Annotated in this window: 11 protein-coding genes and 1 pseudogene; 7 read left to right on the top strand and 5 right to left on the bottom strand. The window is 63.3% G+C overall.

Annotated features, from left to right (window positions below):
• Positions 1-7 precede the first annotated feature (7 nt).
• From ABIE53_RS28710 to ABIE53_RS28720, 3 genes and pseudogenes are all read right to left on the bottom strand, one after another.
• On the bottom strand, positions 8-469 hold the full coding sequence (locus ABIE53_RS28710; RefSeq protein WP_192699021.1) for a GNAT family N-acetyltransferase: 462 nt from the start codon (positions 467-469) through the stop codon (positions 8-10).
• 28 nt (positions 470-497) lie between these two features.
• Positions 498-1,953 (bottom strand): annotated as a pseudogene (locus ABIE53_RS28715) (MFS transporter).
• Positions 1,954-2,399: 446 nt separating this feature from the next.
• The gene (locus ABIE53_RS28720) at positions 2,400-3,281 is read right to left on the bottom strand and encodes an isocitrate lyase/PEP mutase family protein (protein ID WP_107709873.1); all 882 of its coding nucleotides are present in this window, start codon (positions 3,279-3,281) and stop codon (positions 2,400-2,402) included.
• 219 nt (positions 3,282-3,500) lie between these two features.
• On the opposite strand from ABIE53_RS28720, the gene prpR reads away from it, so the two are divergent.
• From prpR to ahpF, 3 genes are all read left to right on the top strand, one after another.
• On the top strand, positions 3,501-5,537 hold the full coding sequence (gene prpR / locus ABIE53_RS28725; protein WP_192699019.1) for a propionate catabolism operon regulatory protein PrpR: 2,037 nt from the start codon (positions 3,501-3,503) through the stop codon (positions 5,535-5,537).
• Between the two features lie 126 nt (positions 5,538-5,663).
• Positions 5,664-6,227 carry an alkyl hydroperoxide reductase subunit C gene (gene ahpC / locus ABIE53_RS28730; protein ID WP_006046984.1) on the top strand — a complete coding sequence of 188 codons (564 nt, stop codon included), beginning with the start codon at positions 5,664-5,666 and terminating at the stop codon, positions 6,225-6,227.
• 179 nt (positions 6,228-6,406) lie between these two features.
• Complete coding sequence (gene ahpF / locus ABIE53_RS28735; RefSeq protein WP_114157223.1) at positions 6,407-7,999, top strand: alkyl hydroperoxide reductase subunit F; 1,593 nt, start codon at positions 6,407-6,409, stop codon at positions 7,997-7,999.
• Positions 8,000-8,168: 169 nt separating this feature from the next.
• Here ahpF and ABIE53_RS28740 read toward each other — a convergent pair whose 3' ends face one another.
• On the bottom strand, positions 8,169-8,894 hold the full coding sequence (locus ABIE53_RS28740) for a pirin family protein (RefSeq protein WP_192699018.1): 726 nt from the start codon (positions 8,892-8,894) through the stop codon (positions 8,169-8,171).
• 176 nt (positions 8,895-9,070) lie between these two features.
• On the opposite strand from ABIE53_RS28740, the gene ABIE53_RS28745 reads away from it, so the two are divergent.
• Positions 9,071-9,961 (top strand): LysR family transcriptional regulator, encoded by an 891-nt coding sequence (locus ABIE53_RS28745; RefSeq protein ID WP_192699017.1) that lies wholly within the window; start codon positions 9,071-9,073, stop codon positions 9,959-9,961.
• A 48-nt stretch (positions 9,962-10,009) separates the two neighbouring features.
• Here the strand turns inward: ABIE53_RS28745 and ABIE53_RS28750 are convergent, their stop codons facing one another.
• Positions 10,010-11,026, bottom strand: a complete 1,017-nt coding sequence (locus ABIE53_RS28750) for a 1-aminocyclopropane-1-carboxylate deaminase (protein ID WP_192699016.1) — start codon at positions 11,024-11,026, stop codon at positions 10,010-10,012.
• 161 nt (positions 11,027-11,187) lie between these two features.
• Here ABIE53_RS28750 and ABIE53_RS28755 point away from each other — a divergent pair, with 161 nt between their 5' ends.
• From ABIE53_RS28755 to ABIE53_RS28765, 3 genes are all read left to right on the top strand, one after another.
• On the top strand, positions 11,188-11,715 hold the full coding sequence (locus ABIE53_RS28755; RefSeq protein ID WP_006046989.1) for an Lrp/AsnC family transcriptional regulator: 528 nt from the start codon (positions 11,188-11,190) through the stop codon (positions 11,713-11,715).
• A 203-nt stretch (positions 11,716-11,918) separates the two neighbouring features.
• Complete coding sequence (gene msrA / locus ABIE53_RS28760; protein WP_192699015.1) at positions 11,919-12,662, top strand: peptide-methionine (S)-S-oxide reductase MsrA; 744 nt, start codon at positions 11,919-11,921, stop codon at positions 12,660-12,662.
• Positions 12,663-13,059: 397 nt separating this feature from the next.
• Complete coding sequence (locus tag ABIE53_RS28765; RefSeq protein ID WP_006046992.1) at positions 13,060-13,956, top strand: MipA/OmpV family protein; 897 nt, start codon at positions 13,060-13,062, stop codon at positions 13,954-13,956.
• Positions 13,957-13,971 lie beyond the last annotated feature (15 nt).

Below are 13,971 nucleotides of genomic sequence, written 5' to 3' on the forward strand. Positions count from 1 at the left end.
CGCTTCATCAGGCGCTGCGGTAAACGTCCGCGTTATGCACTTCCATGAAAAGCTCGGGGTTCGACAAAGCGCTGAACCCATGCGGCCGATACACGTGATGCGCGTCCGTCGTCGCCAGCATGATTCTTCGCAGTCCCTGCAACGACTCGCTCGCGAATAGTTGCGTGAGCAACGCGTGCGCATAACCTTTGCCGCGATACTCCGGCAGCACGAAAACGTCGCACAGGTACGCAAAAGTCGCGTGATCCGTGACGACGCGCGCGAACGCCACCTGTTTACTGCTCGGAGAGTCGCCAGAATCGTCGCCGAGATATCCGCCGAAACACAGCGACCCTGCAATCGCGCGTTCGAGCGTGTCGCGCGGCATGCCCTTCGCCCACGGCGTTTCCTGCGACAGAAACGCGTAGATCATCTCGACGTCGAGTTCGTTCTTGTCGCTTGAAATTCGCAGATCGGTGACGGTGCTCATGTAGTCTCCTGAACGCTCCAGAAATTTATCAGCCCTTCGCGGGATCTTCCGTTCCACGCGAACCGCCGCCGATGCTCTGGCCCGCATCGCGCGCAAGACCCATGTAGCCGATCACCGACAGCAGCGTCAACACGCCCGCGAGCAGAAACGCGAGGCGGAAATCGTCGAGCGTGAAGACGAGGCCTGCGGTCTCATGGCCCGTGGTCTCGCCATTGAAAAACGCGGCTGCGCGCAGCGACACTGCGCCGAATGCGATGCCGAGCCCGATCGTCATTTGCGCCGCCGCGCTCCACAGCGTGCTGGCCGCGCTCATTTGCGGCTGCGCGACGTCGGCGTAGGCGAGCGTTGCGAGCGTCGAAAACTGCATCGAGCGCGCGACGCCATACACAAACACCACGATCAGCACGAGCGCGAGCGGCACCTCGGGCGTCAGCAATCCACACGCGATGATGAAGATGCCGGCCACCGTTACGTCGACGATCGACACCATGCGAAAGCCGAAGCGCTGCAGGATGCGCGTGGTCAACGCCTTCATGCCGAGATTGCCGAGCGCGCTCGCGAGCAGCAGCAGACCCGACTTGAAAGCGGACAAGCCGAAGCCGACCTGGAACAGCAGCGGCATCAGATAAGGCACGGCGCCAATGCCGATGCGCGTGAACGAGCCCGTCACGACGGTCACGGAAAAGGTCGGGATCTTCAGCGTGGACACGTCGATCAGCGGATGCGGATGTCGCTTCGCATGCTGGAACGCGACGACACCGACCAGCAAACCGGCGACGATGATCGCCCCGGCAATCCACGGGTTCTCGGCCGGCTGGCTCGCCAGTTTCCGCGCCGTACAGGATTGCCGTGAGCGCGGTGCCGCTCAGCAGCAGGCCGACCAGGTCGAGTGGTTTGCGCTCGCTGCCGCGCAGGTTCGGCACCATCGCGAGCGCGACGGCCATCGCCGCGAGGCCGAACGGTACGTTGAGCAGGAAAATCCAGCGCCACGACGCGTAGGTCGTGATGAAACCGCCTATCGGCGGACCGACCACCGGCGCGGCGATAGCGGGCCAGGTGATCGTCGAAATGGCCTGCATCATGCGGCTTTTTTCGGTGCTGCGAACCACGATGAGCCGGCCGACCGGCACCATCATCGCGCCGCCGATGCCTTGCAGCAGACGCGCGGCGGTGAATTCGGCGACGTTCTGCGACAGTCCGCACAGCACCGACGCCACGGTGAACACGCCGATCGCGCTGAAGAACACGGTGCGCGAGCCGCAGCGGTCGGCAATCCAGCCGCTCGCCGGAATGAAGATGGCGAGCGCCAGCATGTAGGCCGTCATGCCGAGGCTGACGCTGTTAGGGCCGACGCCGAACGAGTGCGCCATCTGCGGCAACGCGGTCGCGATGACCGTGGTGTCGAGATACTCCATGAAAAACGTGGCGGCGACGATGTACGGCAGCCAGCCGACGTGCTTGTGCGGCGCGCTCGCTGCGCTCATTGGAAGGCTCCGGGCAGCGTGGGCATGGATGCTTCGTCAGGCGTGCGGCGAATGCGGGGCGCCGGGCGCGTGTACGTTATGCACGCTATGCGCGATGTGATGGGCTTCATTTTTCTGACTACCTTTCGCTGGCGAATACGTGTTTTGCGGGCGTTTGCGCGCGTTTGCTCCGTCCGGTGCGAGGCGGACTCGCGGCGGCCGCCTCGGGTTGCTCGGCTGGCGGTTGTGCAGCAGGGTGGGCGCGATTTCGCCGGTCCGCTGACGTCGCTTCGCGCGGCTTTGCACGCCGGCCCTGAATCGTAGCGCAATCGAGCCTGGCGCATCAGCAAGGTGCGCGTGCTTGCGGCGATGGCGCGCGAGGGGAGCGCCGAACGCCGAGCGTGCGAGCACCCAGCACCCCGCGTGCCGCCCTCCACGCTAGGTGAACACGTTTCGACGCGCTCCGCTCAATCCTTCGCGGCATACTCACGATCCAGCCGGTCATACAACGGCTTGTTCACGAGACGCTGGCGCTCGCTGAACGGCGCGACCAGCGTCGCGTCCTCGTCGAGGCGGCCATTCGTTTGCAGGCTGCCGAGCGCGCGCTGCATGCCGAGCACCGCGCCTTGCAGCGCCGCGTTCGCGTACAGCACGATGCCGTAGCCGAGCTTGCCGAGCGCCTCGCGCGACTGCACCGGCGTCTTGCCGCCGATCACGATGTTGATCAACTGCGGCGCGTCGAAGAGCGACGGCAGCCGCTCGATGTCCGCGAGCGATTCGGTCGCCTCGATGAAGAGAATGTCCGCGCCCGCCTCGATGAAGCGATGACCGCGCTCGATCGCATCCTCGATACCGTGGACGGCCGCCGCGTCGGTGCGCGCCATGATCTGCAGATTGCCGTCCTCGCGGGCATCGACGGCCGCGCGGATCTTGCCGGCCATTTCGCTCGCGCCGATCACTTCCTTGCCCGCAAAGTGCCCGCATTTCTTCGGCATGATCTGGTCTTCGAACTGGATCACGTCGGCGCCGCTGCGCTCCAGCACGCGCACGGTCTGGCGCACGTTCAGCGCGTTGCCGAAGCCGGTGTCCGCGTCGACGATCAGCGGCAGCGCGACCGCGTCGCGGATCCGCGCCGTGTGCTCGGCGACTTCGGCGAGTCCGATAAAGCCGAGATCGGGGAGGCCGAGCGACATGTTGGTGACGCCCGCGCCCGTGATGTAGATGGCCTCGAAGCCGGCGTCCTCGATCACGCGGGCGCTCATCGCATTGAAGGCGCCGGGCACGAGCAGGCCCTGGCGTTGGTTGACCTTGGCGCGGAAGGCGGCGCGGCGCGTGGCGGAAGTGGTCATGAGAGGTGTCTCCGGAAAGGTTTGAGGTGTTGAGGTGACTCGGGAATTGCAGGATGCATGCCATTGACGGCGGGCCACAGGTTTTCCACGCAGAATCAAGCGCTTGCACGTGAGACCAGCTCACGCAGCGTTTCATGGCAAAATGGCTGGGCGTTTCATGAAACGTTTCGCGGAACGCTCATAATCCCGCCTTTTGGCCGCAGCAATCGGAGCATCCCGTTGTCAACGTTCACGCCGACTTTCGTCAACGCCGACCCGGGCCGGCCCGGCATCGCCCTCGTCAGTATTAGCCGCCTGCAGTCGCTTTGCGAGACTATCGCGCCGCGCTACGCCGGCCGCGCCCGATTTTTCTCCGTCCGCGAAGGCTATGGCGCGGCGGTCACAGCGCTCCAGGCGCACGTCGATGCCGGTTCCGTCGATGTCGTGCTCGCCGCCGGCTCGAACGGCGCCTATCTGCGCGAGAACCTGAGCGTGCCGGTGGTCATGGTCAAGGTCAACGGCTTCGACGTGCTGAGCGCGATCACCCGCGCCACCGCCGCGCGGCCGGGCGCGCCGATCGGCCTTGTGCTGCACGAAACCATCTCGCACGAACTCGCCGATCTCGGCGGCTGGCTGAACGTTCGTCTGACGCAGCGCGCCTACCGTTCGGTCGATGAGGTTCGGACCGCCGTCAACGATCTGGCCGCCGAGGGCTGCCGCGTCATCATCGGTCCCGGCATGGCTTGCGATCTGGCGCAGCAGGCGGGTCTGGACAGCGTGTTTCTGTACTCGCTCGGCGCGGTCGAGGAAGCCTTCGAGCGTTCGGTCGAACTCGCGCGCGTGAGCCGGCAGAAGGAATCGAAACGCGTGCGCCTGAACACGATCGTCGCGCATCTGCGCGACGGCGTGGCCGCTTTCGACGACGCGGGCCAGCTTGAGGCCGTCAATCCCGCGATGCTCGATCTGCTCGGCCTGACCGGCGACCGCCACGGCGACCGCCACCGCGATAACGACCGCGACCGCGATGTGCCCGCCGAACTCGCCCGCACGCTCGGCCCGTGGCTGCGCGAAGCAGCGGAGCGCGGCGACGCCGCCGACGAGCGCATCGAGCAGATCGGCGAACGTTCGCTGATCGTCAATTGCGTCCCGATCCTCGAGCAGGGCGCGCGTTCCGGCTCCGTGGTCACGGTGCAGGACGCGCTTGTCGCGCAGCGGATCGACCGGTCGCTGCGCACGAGCCAGCGGCCGAAGCATCTGGTCGCGCGGCATCGGCTGGACGATCTGGTCGGCGAATCCGCGGCGCTCGAACGCGTGCGGCGGCTCGCGCGCGCAGGCGCGGCGCACGACGCGACCGTCCTGCTGACCGGCGAAAGCGGCACCGGCAAGGAGCTGGTCGCGCAGGGCATCCACAACGCGAGCCGGCGGCGCGGCAATCCGTTCGTCGCGTTCAATTGCGCGGCGCTGCCGGAAGGCTTGATCGAAAGCGAGCTGTTCGGCCACGAGGAGGGCGCGTTCACCGGCGCGCGGCGCGGCGGCAAGCCGGGGCTGTTCGAGATCGCCCACACGGGGACCATTTTCCTCGACGAAATCGGCGAGATGCCCGCCGCGCTGCAAAGCCGGCTGCTGCGCGTGCTGCAGGAACGCGAGGTGATGAAGCTCGGCTCGGGCCGCGCGACGCCCATCGACGTGCGGGTGATCGCCGCCACGCATCGCGATCTGCATGCGCTCGTCGAGCGGGGCGCGTTTCGCGCGGACCTGTATTTTCGTCTGAATCTGCTTCAGATAGAATTGCCGCCGCTGCGCGAGCGGCGCGCCGATGTCGTTCCGCTCGCCCGGCACTTGTTAAGCCGCGGGGCGCGCCAATATGGGTTGTCGGAGGCGTCGATCGGGCGGGTGCTGCAGTTTCTGGCGCCGCTGTTCGAGCGCTACGCGTGGCCGGGCAATGTGCGCGAACTGGAAAATTTGCTGACGCGCGCGGCCATTTATCTCGGCGACGCGGCAGGCGATCTCGACCGTGACATCGGGCCCGATCTGCTGGCGCTTTTCCCGGAATTCGACCGGATGCAGCGCGAAAACGGCAAAGATGCGCTTCGTATTGCTCCCAACGCGCACGCCGCCGACGCCGCCAGCGCTCCAGCGGCGCCCCGGATCACCCCGACCCGCGACGACGTCGCGAAGGCGCTCGAGCAGTGCGGCGGCAACCGCGCGGCGGCAAGCCGGGCCTTGGGCATAGGCCGCACCACACTCTGGCGGCTGCTCAAAGCCGACGACGCATGATAGCCCGAAGCCCCGGAGTAGATAGAATCAATCTATCGAAAGAATTAAAACAATCCACTTTACCTATTAAGCGTGGTCTGACATACTGACTCCACTTTCCAACCACTCAGAAAGAGGACTCAGCAAATGCCGATCATCAATAGTCAAGTCAAACCGTTCAAGGCACAGGCTTATCACAACGGCGAATTCGTGACCGTCACTGAAGAAAGCCTGAAGGGCAAGTGGTCGGTTTTCGTTTTCTATCCGGCCGACTTCACGTTTGTTTGCCCGACCGAACTGGGTGACCTGGCCGATCGCTACGCCGATTTCCAGAAGCTCGGCGTTGAAATCTACAGCGTGTCGACCGATACGCACTTCACGCACAAGGCCTGGCACGACACGTCGGACACGATCCAGAAGATCAAGTACCCGATGATCGCCGACCCGACCCTGGCAATCTCGCGCAACTTCGACGTGCTGATCGAAGAAGAAGGTCTGGCTCTGCGCGGCACCTTCGTGATCAACCCGGAAGGCGAGATCAAGCTGTGCGAAGTGCACGACAACGGCATCGGCCGTGACGCAGGCGAACTGTTGCGCAAGGTGCAGGCTGCGCAATACATCGCGGCGCATCCGGGTGAAGTCTGCCCCGCCAAGTGGACGCCGGGCGCAGAAACGCTCACGCCGTCGCTCGACCTGATCGGCAAGATCTAAGGTCTCGCAGCTTCCAAAGCTGCGCATAGCCTCAAAGCTTCAGGCAGTCGCGCCCACGCGGCGCATCACCGTGCGAACCGCTTCATGCAGCAGTTCGCGCGTCCCCGGGCCGCACGCGTTTTACACGAATGCGTGCGGCGCCGGGAATCCAACACCCATCGTCACGGAATCGAATAGCCATGCTTGATGCCAATCTCAAGACTCAGTTGAAAACGTACCTCGAAAAGGTTAGTAACCCTATCGAGATCGTCGCGTCGCTCGACGACAGCGCGAAATCGCAAGAGCTGCTGGCATTGCTGAACGATATCGCGACGTTGTCGGAACGCGTTACCGTCATCGAACGCCGCGGCGACAGCGAACGCAAGCCGTCGTTCTCGATCGGCGAGCCGGGCAAGGACATCGGCATCCGTTTCGCGGGCATTCCGATGGGGCATGAATTCACGTCGCTCGTGCTTGCGTTGCTGCAGGTCGGCGGCCATCCGGTCAAACTCGACGACGCGGTGATCGAACAGATCCGCAGTCTCGACGGCGACTATCAATTCGAAACGTATTTCTCGCTGTCATGCCAGAACTGCCCGGAAGTCGTGCAGGCGCTGAACGTGATGGCGTTGATCAACCCGCGCATTCGCCACGTGGCGATCGACGGCGCGCTGTTCCAGAACGAAGTCGAAGCGCGCCAGATCATGGCTGTGCCGACCATGTTCCTGAACGGAGAAGTGTTCGGCCAGGGCCGCAGCGGCGTGAAGGAAATCCTCGCGAAGCTCGACACGAATGCCGGCGCGCGTGCAGCGAAGGAACTGGAAAACAAGCCGGTGTTCGACACGCTGATCGTCGGCGGCGGGCCGGCTGGCGCGGCCGCGGCGATCTATTCGGCGCGCAAGGGCATCGCGACGGGCGTCGTCGCGGAACGCTTCGGCGGCCAGGTGCTCGATACGCTCGCGATTGAGAACTTCGTGTCCGTCACCGAGACCGAAGGACCGAAGTTCGCCACCGCGCTCGAGCAGCACGTCAAGACGTATGAAGTCGACATCATGGACGTGCAGCGCGCCGACGCGCTGATTCCCGGCCGCATCAACGAAGTGCGTCTCGCGAATGGCGCGGTGCTGAAGGCCAGAACGATCATTCTCGCGACGGGCGCGCGCTGGCGCGAAATCAACGTGCCGGGCGAGCGCGAGTACCGCAATCACGGCGTCGCGTACTGCCCGCACTGCGATGGCCCGCTCTTCAAGGGCAAGCGTGTCGCGGTGATCGGCGGCGGCAACTCGGGCGTGGAAGCGGCCATCGACCTCGCGGGCATCGTGCGCGAAGTGACGCTGTTCGAATTCGGCGCTACGTTGCGTGCCGACGAAGTGCTGCAACGCAAGCTGCGCAGCCTCGCCAACGTGACGATCGTCACCCAGGCGCAGACCACGGAAATCACCGGCGACGGCAAGAAGGTCAACGGTCTCGTCTACAAGGATCTGCGTTCGGGCGAAGTGAAGAAGGTTGAGCTGGAAGGCGTGTTCGTGCAGATCGGTCTCGTGCCGAACACCGAATGGCTGAAGGGCACGGTCGAGTTGTCGAAGCATGGCGAGATCGTCGTCGATGCACGCGGCGCGACGTCGGTGCCGGGCGTGTTCGCAGCCGGCGACGTGACCACGGTGCCGTTCAAGCAGATCGTGATTGCGGTCGGTGAGGGCGCGAAGGCATCGCTCAGCGCGTTCGATCATCTGATCCGCAACAGCGAGGAAACCGAAGCGGTTAGCGAGGTGGAAGCCGAAGCGACGGTTTGATAATCGCGCCTGGCAAGTAAGTAGCGAATGACGGCGGCCCGCGGGCCGCCGTTTTTATTGCATCTGCGCTGAACATGTAAAAACACGCGGAAAAACAGGCGCAAAAAAGCCGCCCGGCGCAAACCGGGCGGCTCTCAACGACGCAAGCGAGTGTCGCGCGTCAGACCGCTTAGGCCCACAACGCCGACGTCTCGATGTCGCGCAGATCGAACACCAGCACTTCGGCGTCGCGGCCTTGCGTGAAGCTCAGCGCTTCCTCGCCGCGCACGCGCACGCCGTCGCCTTCGCCGAGTTCCACGCCGTTCACCGTCACGCTGCCGCGCGCTACGTGCACATAAGCGTAGCGGTTATTCGCGAGTTCGAGCCGCGCCGTTTCGTCGCCGTTGAACAGGCCGGCATACACGCGAGCGTCCTGTTGCAACACCAGCGAACCGTCCGCACCATCCGGCGACATAACGAGGCGCAGCACGCCGCGCTTGTCCTCCTCGCTGAAATGCTGTTGCTGATAGCGCGGCGCGGTGCCCTTTTGCGCCGGTGCGATCCAGATTTGCAGGAAGTGGACCGGGTCCGTCTTCGAATGGTTGTATTCGCTGTGCGCCACGCCGGTTCCCGCGCTCATCAACTGGATGTCGCCGGGCACGATCACCGAACCGGTGCCCATCGTGTCCTTATGTTCGAGCGCGCCTTCGAGCACGTACGAGAAAATCTCCATATCGCGATGCGGGTGCTTGCCGAAACCCTGGGCCGGCGCGACGCGGTCGTCGTTGATCACGAGCAGGTCGGAGAAGCCGTTTTGCTTCGGATCGTGATAGTGCGCGAACGAAAAGGTGTGACGCGAACTGAGCCAGCCGTGCTCCGCGCGGCCGCGTTGATTGGCGTGTCTGATTTCAAGCATCTCTTTCTCCTGTGAGCCGACGCTTTGGCGTCGTGATCGTCGTCCATGCAACTTTCGTTGCGGGCGATCGGGACTGATGTGTTGTCCGCGATCCATGAACAGGAGTGTAGGTCAACTCTTGAGGCTATAATCGGCCGTTAATCGGAAACACCGTCTCGTTCTAGTGGACAATAGCCATGCAACTGGATGACATGCGGATTTTCGTCGCGACTGTCGACGCGCATAACTTCACCGCCGCTGCGAAACGCCTGTCGCTGTCGAAGCAGTTTGTCAGCCGCCGCGTAATGGCGCTCGAAGAAGCGCTCGGCGTGCCGCTGCTCGTGCGCAACACGCGCAAACTGGCTGTCACCGAGTTGGGCCAGGAATTTTATGAGCGGGCCAAACGCATTCTCGGCGAGGTCGCGGACGCCGAGCAGGCCATGTCGCTGCGGCGCGCGGGGCCGCGTGGTCTGCTGCGGGTGAGTGCGCCGATGTCGTTCGGCATGATGCATTTGTCGCCGCTCGTCGCCGACTTTCTGCGCGAGCATCGCGACGTGCGTTTCGATATGGAGTTGAGCGACCGTACCGTCGATGTGGTCGGCGAGGGCTTCGACATGGCGGTGCGGATCGGCGTGTTGCCGGACTCGACGCTGATTGCGCAGAAATTATTCGACGTGAATCTCGTCGCGTGTTGCAGTCCGCGCTATCTGCGCCGTCGCGGGACACCGGCCGCGCCCGCCGACCTCGCGCGCCATTCATGCCTGCTATACGGGCACGGCGGTGTCGTGGCGTGGGAGTTCGCCGTGGATGGCGCGTTGAAAAGCTTCGAAGTGCAGGGGCCGCTGCGCGCGAACAACGGCGATCTGATTCGCGATGCGGCCGTGGCCGGCCTCGGAATAGTTCGGCTTCCTGATTTCATTGTCGCCGACGCATTGCGAAGCGGCGAGCTCGTCACCGTGCTCGACGAATTTCTGCCGAGCCCGACGGGCGTGTATGCGGTCTATCCGCAACATCGGCAGAGTTCGTTGACGATTCGCGCTTTCGTCGACTTTCTGCGCAAGCATTTGAAGAAGCGCCTGACGGCGTGAACGCCAGGCGCGGCATTACTCAATATTCAATCGACACTCAGGCGTCACTCAGCCGTCGCGGAAAATAAAGCTGTAGCCGTTCAATGCGGGCACGCCGCCAAGGTGCGCATACAGCACGCGCGAGCCTTCCGGAAACTCGCCGTTGCGCACCATGTCGATCATGCCGTGCATCGACTTGCCCTCATACACAGGATCGGTCAGCACACCTTCGAGGCGCGCGCACAAACGGATTGCCTCCAGCGTGCCAGCGTTCGGCAAGCCATATTCCGGGCCGCCGAAGCGCTCGTCGAGCACCACGTCCTGAGCGGTGATGTCACGCGCGAGGTCCACTTTCTCCGCTGTTTGACGGGCGATTCTCGTGATCTGCTCGCGCGTCTGCGCGGGCTTGGCCGATGCGTCGATACCGATGACGCGCTCGGCGCGGCCGTCGGCGGCGAACCCCACCACCATGCCGGCTTGCGTGCTGCCCGTCACCGAGCACACCACGATATAGTCGAACCGAAAACCGAGTTCCGCTTCCTGCTGACGGACTTCTTCCGCGAAGCCGACAAAGCCGAGGCCGCCGAGCGGATGGTCCGAGCAGCCGGCCGGAATCGCATACGGCTTGCCACCGGCGGCGCGCACGCTTTCCAGCGCATCTTCCCAGCTTTTGCGAAAGCCTATGTCGAAGCCGTCGGGCACGAGACGCACGTCGGCGCCGAGTATGCGCGACATCTGGATATTGCCGACGCGGTCGTACACCGCGTCCGAATAGTTGACCCAGTTCTCTTGCACCAGCACGCACTTCATGCCGAGATGCGCGGCAACCGCGGCGACCTGGCGTGTCTGATTCGACTGAATGCCGCCGATCGACACGAGCGTGTCGCAGCCCTGCGCGAGCGCCTCGGGAATCAGGTACTCGAGCTTGCGCGTCTTGTTGCCGCCAAACGCAAAGCCGCTGTTGCAGTCCTCGCGCTTCGCATAGAGATGCACTTTGCCGCCCAGATGATCGCTCAGGCGCTTGAGCGGCTGGATGGGCGTCGGCCCGAAAGTGAGCGGGTAGCGGGGGAAGCGTTGCAGGTTCATGGCATCTCCGTGATCGATGGGTCCGGCGCGGGCAAGCGGTTGCCGCGTTCAGCACATGGTAGGAAAAATGCCGGGAAATGAGCTTGCGAAGAAAATGCGTCAGGCGTAACTTTGAGACCGACGATGCTGCTTCTGTTTAATTTTATTTCGCCGTAAAGCCAATGAACAAAACGAAAGTTCGCGCTGCTTCAGCCGCGCCCGCCGCCGGCAATGCCCCCAGCGACTCGCTGCAATCGCTTGATCGCATCGACCGGGCGATCCTGCGCCAGTTGCAAACGGATGCGTCCATCTCGAACGTTGCGCTGGCGGCAAAAGTAAAGCTGAGCGCGCCGGCCTGCTTGCGGCGCGTCGAACGTCTAAAGGAATCTGGCCTGATTCGCGGCGTGGTTGCGTTGATCGACCCGAAGTCCGCGGGCGCGGGCATGCTCGTGATCATCGGCGTGGTGCTCGATCGCTCCACGCCCGAATCGTTTGCGAACTTCGAAAAGGCCGCGCAGAAAGTGCCGGGCTGCATGGAGTGCCATGTCGTGACCGGCGAATTCGATTACTTCATGACCATCCGCACGCGCGACAGCGACAGCTTCAATCGCCTGCATGCCGAGCAGTTGCTCTATTTGCCCGGCGTGCGGCAGATCCGCTCGTTCATGGTGCTCAAGGAAATTCTGTCGACCACCCGTTTTCCGCTTTGACGTCGTCTGTAACGGTTCGCGTTCGCCGGCGTGAAGCGAAAAACACGCGCATGCTATTGGAGGTTGTCATTAATGCGGCGCTCGCGCGACTAATACTCGGGGCCATTCGAGCCACGCGAAACGCGCCGGGCCGCGTGAACCGCGCGTGAACCGAAAGGTATCGCCGTTATGCAGGTGCAATGAGGACAGACAGGACAGACATCATGAACATCGACAAACGTATCGACACCAAGCGCTCCCGCTCGCGCGTGGCAAGAATTTCCGTTGGCATCGGCTTCGGCGCGCTCGCACTGCTGCTCGCGCAACGCATGGCGCTTTCGTCGGAAAACGCGGTGCCGATTGCGCCGCCTGCGCTTGACGAGCCCGTCTCCGCCGCGTCGGCGCATGAAGAAACCGCGGTCTTCGCGGGCGGCTGCTTCTGGGGCGTGCAGGGCGTATTCCAGCACGTGCGCGGCGTGAAGCAGGCGGTGTCCGGCTATTCGGGCGGCCAGCGCGACACGGCGCATTACGAAACGGTGAGCGGCGGCGCGACCGGCCACGCTGAATCGGTGCAAGTCGCGTTCGATCCCGCGCAAGTCACCTACGGCCAGTTATTGCAGGTGTACTTCTCGGTGATTCACGACCCGACGCAATTGAATCGCCAGGGCCCGGACAGCGGCACGCAATACCGATCGGCGGTGTTCCCATTGAACGATGCGCAGCGGCGAGTCGCGCAGAGCTATATCGCGCAACTCGATAAAGCGCACACATTCGCGGCGCCCATCGTGACAAAGGTGGAACCGTTCAAGGGCTTTTATCCGGCCGAGTTCTATCACCAGAACTACCTGACGCAACATCCGAACTCGGGGTACATTGCGCTCTACGATTTGCCGAAGGTGGCCAGTTTGAAGCGCCTTTTCCCCAATCTGTACAGTGACAAACCCGTGCTTGTTCAGGCTGCGCAATGAGGCGCGCGGCGTCGTCCGGTCATGGGCCTAATGAGCCTTGAATCGGCTTTAGAAAAAGCGCTGCCCCGTGCAGCGCTTTTTTATTGGCTTCTCTCGCGGTGAAGAGAGGCGGCTGGAGGCGCGCCTCCACGTCGTAGGCCCGCATCTTGCACTAGCAGGTCCGTCGGCAAAACTTTCGCTCTGTCTGTTCCGACGAATACCGTAGCAGTAAGCCTTGTGCATTGCGGTAGAGGGACCTGGCGCAGTAACCGGTTTTGCCGTGCAACGCATCCTGTTGCTGAAAAACTTACATGCCGCGCGTAGCAACGCGGCGGTCGCCCGAGTTCATCGCCCGACGCGCTGGGCTTGGAGCGAGCAAACGTAACCCTCTTCGCGATACGCGAGATTGGAGGCATTGGTGTTGAACAGCCGTAGAAAACGGATCAACGAGGTCCGCAATAAACAAACAGGCATCGCGGCAATTTGCGGGGTAGCCGTCGCCATCGGCGGCGTTGCTGCTCTTCCGGGGACGGCGTTCGCGCAAACGCCTTCGCCATTGGGCGAATGGCAGTACTCGGTGGGCATTCCGCTGCAAAAGATGTGGCAGCCGACGATCCCCGACTGGCAATTGCGCGTTGGCGCTGCAGCGTCGTTTCAGCCGCGCTACGAAGGCTCGGACCGCTATCACCTGATGGCCGGCCCGAGCATCGACGTGCGCTATAAAGACCTGTTCTTCTTATCGAGCGGCGAAGGTTTCGGGGTCAACTTCGTGCAAGGCCCGAACTGGCGCGCGAGCCTCGCAGCGGTCTACGACCTGGGCCGTCGCGCACACGACGATCCGCAGGAACTGAACGGTCTGGGCAATATCAATGCCGCGCCGGGGCTCAAGCTGTCCGGCGAATACGTCATATCCAAAGACTTTCCGCTGGTCTTGCGCGCGGACGTGCGCCGCTATTTCGGCGGATCGAATGGATGGATCGGCGATCTCGGCGCATATATGCCGATGCCCGGCAGCACGAAGAAATTCTTCTGGTTCGCCGGCCCGAACGTCACGCTCGCGGACTCGACTTATATGAATAGCTGGTTCGGCGTGAATCAGCAACAGGCGGCGCATTCGCAGTTTCGGCAGTATCACGCGAGTGCGGGCTTCAAGTCGGTGGGCTTCGGTATCAGCGCTGTGTGGCTGTTCGACAAGCACTGGTTCGCTACCGCCGACGGCGCGTTCCAGCAACTCGTCGGCAGTGCGGGGAATAGTCCGGTCACGCATCGCAAGGGCAATGGCGTTGCGGACATATCGATCAACTACCGGTTTTGAGTGACGCACAAACGT

It is taken from the genome of Paraburkholderia sp. OAS925, assembly GCF_040543975.1.
Taxonomy (GTDB): Bacteria; Pseudomonadota; Gammaproteobacteria; order Burkholderiales; family Burkholderiaceae; genus Paraburkholderia; species Paraburkholderia graminis.

What these genes read in the sequence shown, in the direction of transcription:
- ABIE53_RS28710 (WP_192699021.1), bottom strand. Translation starts at nt 469, where the DNA reads ATGAGCACCGTCACCGATCTGCGAATTTCAAGCGACAAGAACGAACTC.
- ABIE53_RS28720 (WP_107709873.1), bottom strand. Translation starts at nt 3,281, where the DNA reads ATGACCACTTCCGCCACGCGCCGCGCCGCCTTCCGCGCCAAGGTCAAC.
- ahpC (WP_006046984.1), top strand. Translation starts at nt 5,664, where the DNA reads ATGCCGATCATCAATAGTCAAGTCAAACCGTTCAAGGCACAGGCTTAT.
- ahpF (WP_114157223.1), top strand. Translation starts at nt 6,407, where the DNA reads ATGCTTGATGCCAATCTCAAGACTCAGTTGAAAACGTACCTCGAAAAG.
- ABIE53_RS28740 (WP_192699018.1), bottom strand. Translation starts at nt 8,894, where the DNA reads ATGCTTGAAATCAGACACGCCAATCAACGCGGCCGCGCGGAGCACGGC.
- ABIE53_RS28745 (WP_192699017.1), top strand. Translation starts at nt 9,071, where the DNA reads ATGCAACTGGATGACATGCGGATTTTCGTCGCGACTGTCGACGCGCAT.
- ABIE53_RS28750 (WP_192699016.1), bottom strand. Translation starts at nt 11,026, where the DNA reads ATGAACCTGCAACGCTTCCCCCGCTACCCGCTCACTTTCGGGCCGACG.
- ABIE53_RS28755 (WP_006046989.1), top strand. Translation starts at nt 11,188, where the DNA reads ATGAACAAAACGAAAGTTCGCGCTGCTTCAGCCGCGCCCGCCGCCGGC.
- msrA (WP_192699015.1), top strand. Translation starts at nt 11,919, where the DNA reads ATGAACATCGACAAACGTATCGACACCAAGCGCTCCCGCTCGCGCGTG.